The sequence below is a fragment of the Trabulsiella odontotermitis genome (assembly GCF_030053895.1).
In the GTDB taxonomy this organism is placed as follows: Bacteria; Pseudomonadota; Gammaproteobacteria; order Enterobacterales; family Enterobacteriaceae; genus Trabulsiella; species Trabulsiella odontotermitis_C.
Genome location: NZ_CP125781.1, coordinates 2,053,878 through 2,068,288 on the forward strand (window position 1 = coordinate 2,053,878; position 14,411 = coordinate 2,068,288).

Annotated in this window: 14 protein-coding genes; 4 read left to right on the top strand and 10 right to left on the bottom strand. The window is 55.0% G+C overall.

The features are described 5' to 3' along the window. Positions 1-20 precede the first annotated feature (20 nt). Both nagK and cobB read left to right on the top strand, forming a co-directional pair. A complete protein-coding gene (nagK, locus tag QMG90_RS09810) occupies positions 21-932 on the top strand; it encodes an N-acetylglucosamine kinase (protein WP_283283631.1) in 912 nt (303 codons plus the stop codon). 19 nt (positions 933-951) lie between these two features. Beyond that, positions 952-1,773 carry a Sir2 family NAD+-dependent deacetylase gene (cobB, locus tag QMG90_RS09815; protein WP_283283632.1) on the top strand — a complete coding sequence of 274 codons (822 nt, stop codon included), beginning with the start codon at positions 952-954 and terminating at the stop codon, positions 1,771-1,773. 40 nt (positions 1,774-1,813) lie between these two features. On the opposite strand, the gene potD is transcribed toward cobB, so the two are convergent. Genes potD through potA form a run of 4 tightly spaced genes read right to left on the bottom strand, consistent with a single transcriptional unit; the run spans position 1,814 to position 5,663 of the window. After that, entirely contained in the window at positions 1,814-2,860 is a 1,047-nt protein-coding gene (gene potD, locus QMG90_RS09820; RefSeq protein WP_283283633.1) for a spermidine/putrescine ABC transporter substrate-binding protein PotD, read from the bottom strand. Between the two features lie 25 nt (positions 2,861-2,885). Continuing rightward, entirely contained in the window at positions 2,886-3,665 is a 780-nt protein-coding gene (gene potC, locus QMG90_RS09825) for a spermidine/putrescine ABC transporter permease PotC (protein WP_038154452.1), read from the bottom strand. Continuing rightward, entirely contained in the window at positions 3,662-4,519 is an 858-nt protein-coding gene (gene potB / locus QMG90_RS09830; RefSeq protein WP_283283634.1) for a spermidine/putrescine ABC transporter permease PotB, read from the bottom strand. Before potB ends, potC begins: the two co-directional genes overlap by 4 nt. Then, positions 4,503-5,663, bottom strand: a complete 1,161-nt coding sequence (gene potA, locus QMG90_RS09835; RefSeq protein WP_283283930.1) for a spermidine/putrescine ABC transporter ATP-binding protein PotA — start codon at positions 5,661-5,663, stop codon at positions 4,503-4,505. Before potA ends, potB begins: the two co-directional genes overlap by 17 nt. A 223-nt stretch (positions 5,664-5,886) precedes the next feature. Here potA and pepT point away from each other — a divergent pair, with 223 nt between their 5' ends. After that, entirely contained in the window at positions 5,887-7,110 is a 1,224-nt protein-coding gene (gene pepT, locus QMG90_RS09840; protein WP_283283635.1) for a peptidase T, read from the top strand. A gap of 63 nt (positions 7,111-7,173) precedes the next feature. Next, the gene (locus QMG90_RS09845; protein ID WP_283283636.1) at positions 7,174-7,665 is read left to right on the top strand and encodes an REP-associated tyrosine transposase; all 492 of its coding nucleotides are present in this window, start codon (positions 7,174-7,176) and stop codon (positions 7,663-7,665) included. 113 nt (positions 7,666-7,778) lie between these two features. Here QMG90_RS09845 and QMG90_RS09850 read toward each other — a convergent pair whose 3' ends face one another. The 6 genes from QMG90_RS09850 to mnmA form a co-directional block, all read right to left on the bottom strand. After that, positions 7,779-8,900: a ribosomal protein uL16 3-hydroxylase gene (locus QMG90_RS09850; protein ID WP_283283637.1), complete on the bottom strand. Its 1,122-nt coding sequence runs from the start codon at positions 8,898-8,900 to the stop codon at positions 7,779-7,781. Between the two features lie 82 nt (positions 8,901-8,982). Beyond that, on the bottom strand, positions 8,983-10,452 hold the full coding sequence (gene phoQ, locus QMG90_RS09855) for a two-component system sensor histidine kinase PhoQ (protein WP_283283638.1): 1,470 nt from the start codon (positions 10,450-10,452) through the stop codon (positions 8,983-8,985). After that, positions 10,452-11,123, bottom strand: coding sequence for a two-component system response regulator PhoP (gene phoP / locus QMG90_RS09860; RefSeq protein ID WP_283283639.1), 672 nt, complete (start codon positions 11,121-11,123; stop codon positions 10,452-10,454). The genes phoQ and phoP overlap by 1 nt, the downstream gene beginning before the upstream one ends. A gap of 128 nt (positions 11,124-11,251) precedes the next feature. Continuing rightward, positions 11,252-12,622 (bottom strand): adenylosuccinate lyase, encoded by a 1,371-nt coding sequence (purB, locus tag QMG90_RS09865; RefSeq protein WP_283283640.1) that lies wholly within the window; start codon positions 12,620-12,622, stop codon positions 11,252-11,254. A 3-nt stretch (positions 12,623-12,625) separates the two neighbouring features. After that, on the bottom strand, positions 12,626-13,267 hold the full coding sequence (gene hflD / locus QMG90_RS09870; protein WP_283283641.1) for a high frequency lysogenization protein HflD: 642 nt from the start codon (positions 13,265-13,267) through the stop codon (positions 12,626-12,628). Positions 13,268-13,294: 27 nt separating this feature from the next. Beyond that, the gene (gene mnmA, locus QMG90_RS09875; protein WP_283283642.1) at positions 13,295-14,407 is read right to left on the bottom strand and encodes a tRNA 2-thiouridine(34) synthase MnmA; all 1,113 of its coding nucleotides are present in this window, start codon (positions 14,405-14,407) and stop codon (positions 13,295-13,297) included. Between the last annotated feature and the right edge of the window lie 4 nt (positions 14,408-14,411).

Below are 14,411 nucleotides of genomic sequence, written 5' to 3' on the forward strand. Positions count from 1 at the left end.
ATCAGAAAGAGGAATGCGTTATGTATTATGGATTTGATATTGGCGGCACCAAAATTGCGCTGGGCGTATTTGATGACCATCGGCGCTTACAGTGGGAAAGCCGTATTTCCACGCCGCGCGACAGCTACGACGAATTTATCGAGGCCATTGCCGCGCTGGTGGCGCAGGCTGATGCGCGCTTTGGCGGCAAAGGCACCGTGGGTATCGGTATTCCAGGCATGCCGGAAACAGCAGATGGCACGCTGTATGCCGCCAACGTTCCCGCCGCCAGCGGTCGACCGCTACGTGCGGATCTCAGCGCGCGTCTCGGGCGCGATGTCCGCCTCGACAACGACGCCAACTGTTTTGCGCTCTCCGAAGCCTGGGACGATGAATTTACCCAGTATCCGCTGGTGATGGGGCTGATCCTCGGCACCGGCGTTGGCGGTGGCCTGGTGCTGAACGGCAAGTCGATCACCGGGCATAGCTATATTACCGGTGAGTTTGGCCATATTCGCCTGCCGGTTGATGCTCTTGAGGTCGTGGGCCGCGATTTCCCGCTGACGCGCTGCGGTTGCGGGCAACTGGGGTGCATCGAAAATTATCTTTCTGGCCGGGGCTTTGCCTGGCTGTATGAACATTTTTACCAGCAATCACTGTCATCCCCTGACATTGTTGCCCTCTGGCAGCAGGGTGATGCACGCGCGCGTGAGCATGTTGAACGCTATCTGGATTTGCTTGCCGTTTGTCTTGGCAATATCCTGACTATAGTCGATCCGGATTTGCTGGTAATTGGCGGCGGATTGTCTAATTTTAGTGCCATCACAGAGGGCCTTGCGGCGCGTTTGCCGCGCCATCTGTTGCCCGTCGCCCGTGTGCCGCGTATTGAACAGGCGCGCCACGGGGATGCAGGAGGAATGCGCGGAGCCGCCTTTCTCCACCTTACTGACTAATGACAGGGGTTGTGTTGTTATGCTGACGCGTCGCTTACATCGACTGAGTCGTTTTCGCCGTAACAAACGCCGACTGCGCGAACGTCTGCGCCAGCGGATTTTTTTCAGAGATAAAGTGATGCCGGAAGCGATGGAAAAACCGAGAGTCGTCGTGCTGACCGGGGCGGGGATTTCCGCTGAATCCGGGATCCGCACGTTCCGCGCTGCGGACGGTTTATGGGAAGAGCACCGTGTCGAAGATGTGGCGACACCGGAAGGTTTTGCCCGCGATCCAGCGCTGGTGCAGGCGTTTTACAACGCCCGGCGTCGCCAGCTACAGCAACCGGAAATCGCGCCGAACGCGGCGCACATCGCGTTAGCGCGTCTGGAAGAAGCCCTCGGCGATCGCTTCACGCTGGTGACGCAGAACATCGATAACCTGCATGAGCGGGCCGGGAGCCAGCGGGTGATCCACATGCATGGTGAACTACTGAAGGTTCGCTGCTCATGGAGCGGCCAGGTGCTGGAGTGGACCGGTGATGTCACGGCTGACGATAAATGCCACTGCTGTCAGTTCCCGGCGCTACTGCGTCCGCATGTGGTGTGGTTCGGCGAAATGCCGCTCGGTATGGATGAGATCTACAGCTCGCTGGCGACGGCGGATGTGTTTATCGCCATCGGCACGTCGGGTCACGTCTATCCTGCCGCCGGTTTTGTGCATGAGGCAAAACTACATGGCGCGCATACCGTCGAACTGAATCTCGAACCGAGCCAGGTAGGAAGTGAGTTTGAAGAGAAACATTACGGACTGGCAAGCCAGGTGGTGCCTGAGTTTGTCGAAAAATTATTGAAGGGGCTTTAAACGGTAGCTCACCCTCTCCTGAGCGGAGAGGGTGATGGCATTAACGACCTGCTTTCAGCTTCTGGTAATAATCCTCATAAAGACGGCTGGCATCGCCAACGTCATTCTGCCATTCGCCATGTTTAATGGTTTCCGCATCCGGATAAAGTGACTTGTCGTTCGCCACTTCCGGGCTCAGCAGTTTTCGCGCGGCCAGGTTTGGTGTCGGGTAGCCAATGGTTTCCGCTACCTGCTTTGCCACATCCGGGCGCAGCAGGAAGTTAATCAGCTTCAGCGCGCCATCGACGTTTTTCGCATTGGCCGGGATCGCGAGGCTGTCCATCCAGAAAATACCGCCTTCCTGTGGCCAGACCACCTCCAGTGGCGTGCCTGCCTGGCGCGCCACCCACGCAGAGCCGTTCCACACCATGCCCAGATTCACTTCGCCTTCCATGTACGGATTCGCCGGGTTATCGGAGTTGAACGCCGCCACATTCGGCATCAGCTTTTTCAGCTCGTTGTAAGCCGCTTCAATCTCTTTAGGGTCAGTGGTGTTACCGGAAAGCCCCAGTTTACGCAGCGCCACCTGGAAGACTTCACGCGCATCGTCGGTCAGCAGCAGGCTGCCTTTGTATTCCGGTTTCCACAGGTCAGCCCAACGAGTGACGGTTTTCGGGTCAATCGCGTCGCTGTTTACACCAATGGTGGTCGCGCCCCAGATATAGGGGATGGAATAGTCGTTGTTCGGGTCGAACGGTTTGTTGAGCATTTCCGGATCGAGATTATGGAAGTTGGTCAGCTTCGTTTTATCGATCTTCTGAATCATGCCCTCTTTGCGCATTTTGTCGACAAAATAGGTGGATGGCACCACCAGATCGTACGCGCCGTCTTTATAGGTTTTGAGCTTGGCGTACATGGTTTCATTCGATTCATAGGTCGAATAGATAACCTTGATGCCCGTCTCTTTAGTGAATTGCTCCAGCAGGCCCGGCGGCACATATTCCGTCCAGTTGTAGAAATAGAGCGTTTTGCTGTCGTCCGCGTGCGCAGCGCTCATGCCCAGTGCGAGAGCGCCTGCCGCGAGCAGGTGGCGTGACCATTTTTTCATATTAACGTCCCCTGAATAGCGAGCCTTACAGGCTCTTTGTTTTATCTCGAGCAATAACCTGGCTGGCAATCACCATCACCAGCGACAGAACCAACAGAATGGTCGCCAGCGCATTCACCTCGGGTGACACGCCAACTTTCACCATTGAGTAAATTTTCAATGGCAGAATTTCATAACCCGGCCCGGTGACGAATGACGACACGACAACATCGTCCATCGACAGGGTAAAACTCAGCAGCCAGCCCGCCGCCACGGCAGGCATTGCCAACGGCAGAATGATTTTGCGCAGAATGGTTATCTCGCTGGCGCCAAGATCTTTCGCTGCTTCCAGCATCCGCACATCAAAACCGTTCAGCCGCGAAAAGACCGTCACTACCACGAAGGGCAGGCAGAAGGTGATGTGCGAAAACAGCAGCGACCAGAAGCCTAACTGAATGCCCAGCAGCATAAACAGCACCAGCAGAGAAATTGCCATCACGATATCCGGCGACATCATCACTACAAACAGCATGCCACTGACGAAAGGTTTACCGCGAAAACGGTAGCGATACAGTGCGACGGCGGTGAGCGAGCCGATCAGCGTCGCAAAAGTAGCGGAGAACACCGCCATGGTCAGCGAATGTTGAGCGGCCTGCAGCAGGCTGTCGTTGTTCAGCAGCAGGTTATACCAGTCGGTGGTAAAGCCCTGCCAGTTGATCCCGAAGCGCGAACGGTTAAACGAGTTCACGATGAGGATAATAATCGGGATATACAGGTAAGCGTAAATGGCGGTCATGAAACCGCCGCGAAGCAGTCGACCGATCATTCCAGTTCCACCTTTTTATTCAGCATGCGTGAGACGCGCCAGTACACCAGCAGCATCAGCCCCATTACCACTGTCAGCGTGATGCTGGTAGCGGCACCGAACGGCCAGTCGCGGATATTGAGGAACTGGCTCTTGATCACGTTGCCAATGAGCAGGTTTTTCGCGCCGCCCATCAGGTCGGATACATAGAACAGCCCCATTGCCGGAAGCATCACCAGCAGGCAGCCGGCAACAATTCCCGGCATGGTCAACGGAATGATGATCCGGGCGAAGGTCTGGAACTTGCTGGCACCCAGATCCCTCGCCGCTTCCAGCAACGGTTTATCCAGTTTTTCAATGCTGGAGTAGAGCGGCATCACCATAAACGGCAGCAGAATATAGACCAGTCCGATAATTACCGCGCCGGGGGTATACATGATGCGCATCGGCGTATCAATAATGCCCAGCCACAGCAGAAACTCGTTGAGATAGCCTTTGGTACTGAGGAAAATTTTCAGGCCATAGATGCGGATCAGCGAGTTAGTCCAGAACGGGACAATCAGCAGAAACAGCAGCAGAGGCCGGACTTTCTTCGGCAGCTTAACCAGAAACCAGGCGAAGGGGTAACCCAGCACCAGACAGGCGAGGGTAGCGATCACCGCCATATTCAGCGAGTGCAGCAGCACATCAAAATAAAGCGGATCGAGCAGGCGCGTGTAGTTGTCCAGTGTAAAGACCAGGCTGACGAAACTGGCGTCGTCGCGGGTCAAAAAACTGGTGCCAATGATCATCAGGTTAGGCAGGAAAACAAACAACACAAGCCAACCGACAATAGTGACAATCACCACATTCTGGAATTTACTTGTGTTCTTCATCAGCCAGTACCACCTCCCAGCTCTCTACCCAGTTGATCGCCATTTTTTGATCGAGGGAGTGGTCAAAATCCGGGTCGTCTTCGTTGAAGAACTCACTGACCAGCACCATTTTGCCGCTTTCCAGTTCGACGACTGATTCCAGCGTCATGCCCTTGTAGTTGCGCTCGCGCACGTAACCGATCAACCCTTCGATGTGGTTGTCATGGTTGATTTCATCGACGCGTAAATCTTCCGGGCGCAACAGCACATTCAGCTTCTGGCCTTTTTCAACCGAAAAATTGACGTAGATATTACACTCGCGGCCTTCCACGTTCGCGCGAACGCGGTTTTCGTCGAGACGCTCAATCACCGTGGCGTCGAAGTGGTTAATTTCGCCAATGAAGCTGGCGACAAACAGGTTTTTCGGCTCTTCATAGATTTCACGCGGCGAGCCGTCCTGCTCAATGCGACCGTCGCGCATCACCACGATGCGGTCAGACATGGTCAGCGCCTCTTCCTGATCGTGAGTCACAAACACGAAGGTGATGCCAAGCTTACGTTGCAGCGCTTTGAGTTCGTTCTGCATCTGCTTGCGCAGTTTATAGTCGAGCGCGGAGAGGGATTCATCAAGCAGCAGCAGGCGGGGTTTGTTGACCACGGCGCGGGCAATTGCCACTCGCTGTTGTTGACCGCCGGAGAGCTGGTGCGGTTTACGCTGGGCGAATTCTTCGAGCTGCACCATCCGCAGGGCGTCGGTCACGCGCGCAGGGATTTCAGCCGCTGGCGTCTTTTGCATTCGCAGGCCGAAGGCGACGTTTTCAAAAACCGTCATGTGCGGGAACAGCGCGTAACTCTGGAAAACGGTGTTGACGTGGCGATCTTCAGCGGGCACATCAGTGATATCCTGACCTTCAAGGTGGATCCTGCCAGCATCGACATTTTCCAGCCCCGCAATCAGGCGCAGTACCGTTGTTTTACCGCAGCCAGAAGGCCCCAGCAGGGTGAGAAATTCACCGTTTTTGATGGTCAGGTTCAAATCTGCAATGACCGTTTTCCCATCAAAGCTTTTGCAAATCCCCGCCAGGTGTACCAGCGGTGATAGCGAACACGGTTGTGTAGTCAATTTTTTACTCTGTCCCTTATCAACGCAACGGAAATTGCCGATGCGGGGTGCGTGGTTAACCACCTTGGTGACTCTTAATGAGGGCGGACATTCTACGGCAAACCACAGCAATCGCCAATCCTTGTTATACATTGATAAGCGACCTTTATTTCATTTCATCGTGGAATGAAAAAAAATGGCGCTTGCAGGTCTAAAAGTGACCTGACGCAATATTTGTGTTTTCGCGCTTCTTGATAATGTTGTCACAAAAAATGAGGGTGACTACATGGATAAATTACTTGAGCGTTTTTTACAGTACGTTTCTCTGGATACGCAGTCTAAGCCTGGCGTGCGCCAGGTACCGAGCACGGAAGGACAGTGGAAGCTGTTGCGCTTGCTCAAAGAGCAGCTGGAAGAGATGGGACTGGTTAACGTCACCCTGAGCGATAAAGGCACCGTGATGGGGACGCTGTCCGCCAATGTGCCAGGTGATATCCCGGCGATTGGATTTATTTCCCACGTCGATACATCACCTGATTTCAGTGGGAAAAACGTCAATCCGCAGATCGTCGAGAACTATCGCGGCGGCGATATCGCCCTCGGTATTGGCGACGAAGTGCTTTCACCGGTGATGTTCCCGGTATTGCATCACCTTCTGGGCCAGACGCTAATCACCACCGACGGCAAGACGCTGCTGGGGGCTGATGACAAAGCCGGTGTTGCGGAAATCATGACCGCGCTGGCTATCCTGAAAGGGAAGAACATTCCCCATGGTGATATTCGTGTCGCGTTTACCCCGGATGAAGAAGTCGGGAAAGGGGCGAAGTTTTTTGACGTTCCCGCATTTGGCGCGCAATGGGCATATACCGTGGATGGCGGCGGCGTTGGTGAACTGGAATATGAAAACTTCAACGCGGCGTCGGTGACCATCAAAATTGTCGGTAATAACGTTCACCCCGGTACTGCAAAAGGGGTAATGGTTAACGCCCTGACGCTGGCGACGCGCATTCATTCTGAAGTACCGACGGATGAAACCCCTGAAACCACAGAAGGTTACGAAGGGTTTTATCATCTCGCCAGCATCAAAGGTTCGGTGGATCGCGCTGAAATGCATTACATCATCCGCGATTTTGACCGTAAGGAGTTTGAAGCGCGCAAACGTAAGATGATGGAGATCGCCAAAAAAGTCGGTAAAGGTCTGCATCCGGACTGTTACATCGAACTGGTGATTGAAGACAGTTATTACAACATGCGCGATAAAGTCATGGAGCATCCGCATATTCTGGAGATTGCCCGCCAGGCGATGCAGGATTGCGACATCGAACCGCAACTGAAACCCATTCGCGGCGGCACCGATGGTGCGCAGCTCTCTTTCATGGGGCTGCCATGCCCGAACCTGTTTACCGGTGGATATAACTACCACGGCAAGCACGAGTTCGTGACGCTGGAAGGGATGGAAAAAGCGGTGCAGGTGATTGTGCGAATCGCCGAGTTAACCACAAAGCATTAACGCTAAATATAACGTAGGCCCGGTAAGCGTAGCGCCACCGGGCAAAAGGCAAGGATGCGCTGCATGTCAAATTATCGCCGTTCATACGTTAATGGCGGCACCTGGTTTTTCACTGTTAATCTGCAAAATCGACAAAGCGATTTGTTGATACGCCACATTCAGACGCTCCGTGACGCGGTTCGCTCTGTTAAACGGCAGAAATCATTCAGGATTAACGCCTGGGTGATTTTGCCGGAACATATGCACTGTATCTGGACGCTACCAGAAAATGACAGCGACTATTCCGGTCGCTGGCGAGATATTAAGAAGACGTTCACCAAAGGAATCAATGCTTCCGGTATCTGGCAACCACGGTTTTGGGAACACACCATTCGCAATGAAACGGATTACAGACGACACATGGATTATGTCTATATCAACCCGGTAAAACATGGCTGGGCTCGTCTCGTCAAGGAATGGCCCTATTCAACGTTTCATCGTGACGTCCGGTATGGACTATACCCGGAAGACTGGGCAGGCGAAGTGGACAGTATGGATGCGGGAGAGCGGAAGTAAAACGCCCGGTGGCGCTACGCTTACCGGGCCTACAATACTAAGTTCAGGTAGGCCCGGTAAGCGTAGCGCCACCGGGCAAAAGAATACGACAATACTATGCGTGGCTGGTGGGTTTAATCCTCAAAAAACCAGTAGCCGCTGTTGACCAGCGCGGCGAGCATGGCGAGGAACGGCGGATCCTCCAGCGCATCGCCAAAGTGGCTGTCGTTCAGCACGATATGGCTGGCCAGCGCTTCCAGCGCCGGACGATGCGGCGAGTCAATCTTCTCACCATTCACGTAAACCTCGCCGTCAATGCGCAGTACGCGCAAGCCGCCGAGACGTACCAGCTTGTCGCCTTGCTTCAGCGCGTCGTAAATCTCATCGGGCTGATAGGGCGGTTCTGGCGGGGCGACATCCAGCTCGTGACGGGACTGGGTAACAAACTCGCCAAACCACTGGTTAAAGTGCTCAGGCTGGTTAATCAGCGACAGCATCATGTCGCGCAGGCGATCGAGTTCTGACGGCAGGATATCCGCAGGGTGATCGCGCGATGGCACGTCAGGGTCGGTATAGCGCAGGCTACCCAGCTCACGTTGCAGCACGTAGTCGGCAAAACCGCTGATCATTTCCCGGCCGCTCGGCGCGCGGAAACCGACGGAGTAGTTCAGCGAATTCTCCAGCGAATAACCTTCGTGCGGGAATCCTGGCGGTATGTAGAGAATGTCGCCGGGCTCCATCTCTTCATCAATGATGGCTTCAAATGGATCCACCTGCAGCAGGTCAGGATGCGGGCAGTGCTGTTTCATCGGCACTTTTTCGCCCACGCGCCAGCGACGGCGCCCGGTACCCTGAATAATAAAGACATCATACTGATCGAGGTGCGGACCCACGCCGCCGCCGGGCACGGAGAAAGAGATCATCAGATCGTCGATTCGCCAGTCAGGCAGGGCGCGGAAAGGGCGCATCAGCGCGGCAGTGGGTTCATGCCAGTTGTTGACCGCCTGGACCAGCAGCGACCAGTTGCTTTCACCCAGATGATCATAACTCTCGAACGGGCCATGGCTGACCTGCCATTTGCCGTCGAGGTGGCTGACCAGACGACTGTCGACTTCGCTTTCCATCGCCAGCCCCGCCAGCTCATCAGGGGTGATGGGATCGAGAAAATTAGCAATGCCCCGCTTTAACACCACCGGACGTTTTTGCCAGTAGCGTTCGATAAAGTCGGGCCAGTTGAGTGTTAAGTGATAGTCCATATTTATGATTCCGCAGGCAGGTAGCTGAGACGGATTATAACGGAACCTGCTGCAGAACGATGCAGGCATCGTTAAATTTATGTCATGCGGATGTTTCTTTGCTTCCGCTGTGCTGGCGGCCAAAAATCACTTCCATACGTGCGCCGCCCAGCAGGCTGTCGCCGGCGCTGATGCTGCCGTCGTATTGTTCAGCGATTTCACGTGCCACAGAAAGCCCGACGCCCTGGCCGGGGCGCAGCGTATCTGCCCGCTGGCCGCGGTCAAACACCAGCGTGCGCTTGTTGCGCGGGATGCCGGGGCCATCATCTTCAACAATAATATGCAGATGATCGTCCGTCTGGCGCGCCGAGACCTCAACAAACTCAAGGCAATATTTACAGGCGTTATCCAGCACGTTGCCCATCACTTCCATAAAGTCATTTTTCTCGCCGACAAAGCTGGTTTCTGGCGAGATATCGAGCGAGATATTTACGCCTTTGCGCTGGTAAACCTTATTGAGCGCTGAGGTGAGATTATCAAGCAGTGGCGCCACAGGGTGCAGCTCACGGCTGAGGATCCCGGTGCCGCCACGCATGCTGGCGCGATGAAGAAAGTAACCAATCTGCTGCGAGATGCGGCTTATCTGCTCCAGCATCACCGATTCTGCCTCGTTAACCGCCAGTTTTTCACTGCGCAACGAGCGCAGCGTGCTCTGTAGCACGGCCAGCGGTGTTTTCAGACTGTGGGTCAGATCGGTCAGCGTGGTGCGGTATTTGTCATAGCGCTCGCGCTCGCTCTTCAGTAGACGGTTCAGGTTTTGTACCAGGCTGGTGAGTTCTCGGGTGGTTTCCGGGTTCAGCGCCTCGCGGTGATGTTCTTCCAGTTCGCGCACTTCCCGAGCCAGCGCTTCGATGGGGCGCAGGCTCCACCACGCTGCCAGCCATAAGAGCGGGATCACCAGCAACAGATTGGCGGCCAGTACGTACACAAACCAGCTCCACACCATGTACGAACGCTTAAGTTCGATAGGGATGGTATCGACCACTACAATCGTCAGCTCCGGCATGCGGGCAGTGGCAGGGTAGATATTTACCGCCACCGAGTGGGTCATTTCTGAGTCGTCATGATCTTCACGGATTTCATTAAGCTGCTGCTGAACTTCGTGATCACTGCGAATCAACGCGCTGCTGGCGTTAATATTCGCTTCTATCTCGTGAAAACCATTGGTTTTCAGCCAGTCCGGACTGATGCGCTCGACCAGCCACGGCACGTCCTGTTGCATCCACAGCAGTTTGCCCTGTTTATCGTAAATCAGCGCCATGGTGGGGCTTTGCAGGCTGAGATTTTCGGGCACCTCAACACTGACCTTGCCGTTTTCCCATTTCGCCAGTGTATAGAAGAGATTACTTTCGCCGCGTAACAGACGGAAGGTGGTTTTATCGAAGCTGACGCTGTAGCCGACAAGCGCCACCATTCCGTACGCCAGCGACAGCACCAGCACCACGGCGGCAGTGGCAAGCAGAAAGCGGATGCGCAGGGAGAGCGGCAGAAAATGCCGTAACAGTCTGCCCATCAGCGAAGTTCGAACAGATAACCCTGGCCGCGCACGGTGGTGATCACGTCGTGCGGATACTGTGCCTGGATTTTTTTCCGCAGACGCCCCATCAGCACATCAATGGTATGGCTCTCGCGCAATTCCGCATCAGGATAGAGCTGCAGCATCAGCGAATCTTTACTGACCACTTTGCCGCTGTTGCGGATCAGCGTTTCCATGATGGTGTATTCAAAAGCGGTCAGTTTGATCACCTCGTCGCTAATCGACAGTTCGCGACGCGACAGATCCACCTGAAACGGCGGCATGGAGATCACCTGCGATGCCAGCCCGCTGTTGCGGCGCATCAGCGCCTGGATCCGTGCAGCCACTTCTTCAATATGAAACGGTTTGGTGACGTAATCGTCCGCCCCGGCGCTCAGCACTTCGACTTTATCCTGCCAGCCTTCCCGTGCGGTCAGCACCAGCACCGGCAATGAAACGTCGTGGCTACGCCAGCGGCGAATGAGCGACAGGCCGTCTTCGTCCGGCAGCCCGAGGTCAACAATAGCGATATCAGGAAGGTGTTCGCCGAGATAGTAATCCGCTTCTCTGGCGTCTTCTGCGGCATCCACCTGATGCCCCATTTCCTGGAGTTGTACCTTGAGGTGATGGCGTAACAGGGCGTTATCCTCAACAACGAGCACGCGCATAGCCTGGCTCCCTTTTCTTTGCGATGTCTCTAGTCTAACGCTGATTATGGCGCTGTGGGGATAAACATTGCTTAAACCGGGGAGAGAGAACCCTTCTGTCACAGAGGACAGAAGGGCGAAGGGGCGGATTATTTGAGGTCGTCAACCATCTGAATAGCGCGGCCAATATAGTTAGCCGGCGTCATTGCTTTCAGACGTGTTTTCTCGGCTTCCGGCAAGGCCAGGTTGTCGATGAACTGCTTCATGCCTTCCGCGTCGACACGCTTGCCGCGGGTCAGCTCCTTCAGTTTTTCGTACGGCTTTTCGATGCCGTAACGACGCATCACCGTCTGGATGGGCTCTGCCAGCACTTCCCAGTTGTGATCGAGTTCATCCAGCAGATGGTCGCGGTTCACTTCCAGTTTGCTGATCCCTTTCAGAGTGGACTGGTAAGCGATCAGCGCATAGCCAATCCCCACGCCGAGGTTACGCAGCACGGTGGAATCTGTCAGGTCACGCTGCCAGCGTGAAACTGGCAGTTTGCTGGCGAGATGCTGCATCACCGCGTTGGCGAGGCCAAGGTTGCCTTCCGAGTTTTCGAAGTCAATCGGGTTCACTTTATGCGGCATCGTTGAGGAACCAATCTCCCCGGCGATGGTTTTCTGTTTGAAGTGCCCCAGCGAGATATAACCCCAGACGTCGCGGTCAAAGTCGATCAGAATGGTGTTGAAGCGTGCGATGCAGTCGAACAGCTCAGCAATGTAGTCGTGTGGCTCGATCTGCGTGGTGTACGGGTTCCACTGAATACCCAGCGAAGAGACGAACGTTTCACTGAATTCATGCCAGTCCACTTCCGGGTAAGCGGCGATGTGGGCGTTGTAGTTGCCGACCGCGCCGTTGATTTTGCCGAGGATTTCCACCTGGTTCAACTGGCGATACTGGCGTTCCATACGGTAAGCGACATTAGCCATTTCTTTACCCATGGTAGACGGCGTGGCCGGTTGACCGTGGGTGCGCGACAGCAGCGGGATATCGCGATACTCCACCGCCAGCGCTTTCACCGCTTCAATGATCTGGCTCCAGTAAGGCAGGATCACTTCATCACGCGCGGTTTTTAACATCAGCGCGTGCGACAGGTTGTTGATATCTTCCGAGGTGCAGGCGAAGTGGATGAACTCGGATACGGCATGCAGCGCCGGAATATCCGCCACTTTCTCTTTCAGGAAATATTCAACCGCCTTCACGTCGTGGTTGGTGGTGCGTTCAATGGTTTTGATGCGCGCAGCATCCTGTTCATTGAAATCAGCGACGATCTTATCCAGGTAACCGTTTGCGTCGGCAGCAAAAGCAGGAACTTCCTTGATCGCTGCGTGCGCGGCCAGTTTTTGCAGCCAACGTACTTCAACCTGTACACGGAATTTCAGCAAACCATATTCGCTGAAAATCCCGCGCAGCGCGCTGACTTTATCGCCGTAGCGTCCATCGACAGGGGAAACGGCGGTCAGGGAGGATAATTCCATAAATCACAACTCCGGAGTTAAATGAGCGAGAATTTGTTTCGCCTGTGTGGTCAGGCGCTTACGGGAAAACATGAGTTGCAGTCGGCCACCGCCGACCTGGTGCCACAGCACCGCGGCACGGATACCGGCGAGCAGCGAGGCGCGCACTTTGGCCTGCACCTGTGGGCTTTGCAGTACGGCGGGCGAGCCAGTGACCTGAATGCGCGGCCCCAGCGGGCTAATCACATCTACATAAATGCCCGCCATTGCGCTGAGCAGCGTTTCAGATTGTAAGTCAAAATGGTCAAGCTGGCGTTGCAGCCCGGCGATACGGTTACCCAGCGTATCCATCGCCCCTTTGCTGGCGGCCAGTTTACGCTCAAGTACCATCAGGCTGAGAGTATAGCGGGTCAGTTCGGCGTTGAGCCCCTGACGGCTGCTGGCATTCAGCACCCCCAGCAGCGTTTCCAGACCGGTACGAAGATTGGCTTCGCTGCCGCCAAAAACACCCAGCGTGGATGCCGGGTTCATATCGATAATGCTGTTCAGCGAAACGTGCAGGGCATCGCTATCACAATGTCCCTGATGTGCCAGTTGTTGCACCAGTCGGGCTGACTGGCAGATCCCTGCCAGCGCCAGCGTGATGTCATAATAATTCTTCGCCACACTTGCTCCTTTCTGTGCGCAATTGGCTTATTCAACAGGCAGCGGCAGACGCTGCTCGATAATACCGCCGCCGAGGCAGACCTCGCCGCGGTAAAAGACGGCAGACTGACCTGGCGTCACGGCGGCGACCGGCTCGTCAAAACGGACGTCGATGCGATCGTCATCCAGCGCCGTGATGGTGCAGGGGATATCAGTCTGGCGATAGCGGGTTTTGACCGTGCAGCGCAGCGTACCCGTAAACGGCAGGCGGTCAACCCAGTGCAACTGCTGGGCAATCAGCCCGACGGACATCAGGCGAGGGTGTTCATGCCCTTGCGCCACCACCAGCACATTATTCTCAACGTCTTTATCGACCACATACCACGGATCTTCGGTCCCTTCTTTGGTGCCGCCGATGCCGAGCCCTTTGCGCTGACCGAGCGTGTGGTACATCAGCCCCTGATGTTCGCCGATTTCATCGCCATCAACGGTGATGATTTTACCCGGCTGGGCGGGCAGGTAGCGCCCCAGGAACTCACGGAATTTACGCTCACCGATAAAGCAGATACCGGTGGAGTCTTTTTTCTTCGCGGTGATAAGCCCCAGATCTTCGGCAATTTTGCGCACCTGGGGTTTTTCCAGTTCACCGACCGGGAACAGGCTTTGGGCGATTTGCTCATGGCCGAGGGTATAGAGGAAATAGCTCTGGTCTTTGTTACCGTCAAGCCCACGCAGCAGGCGGCTTTTGCCGTCAACGTCCGCACGGCGGACGTAATGACCGGTGGCGATATAGTCCGCACCGAGGTCTTCAGCGGCAAATTCGAGGAAGGCTTTAAATTTGATTTCTTTATTACACAGAATATCCGGATTCGGCGTACGCCCGGCTTTATATTCCGCGAGGAAATGTTCGAATACGTTATCCCAGTATTCTGCAGCAAAGTTAACGGTGTGCAGTTCAATGCCGAGTTTGTCGCAGACCGCCTGGGCATCAGCCAGATCCGCGGCAGCGGTGCAGTATTCCTCGCCATCGTCTTCCTCCCAGTTCTTCATGAACAGGCCTTCCACTTTATAGCCCTGTTGTTGCAACAGGTAAGCGGAAACGGAGGAATCGACACCGCCGGACATGCCGACGATCACTTTTTTCTGGCTGTTATCTGACATGGAA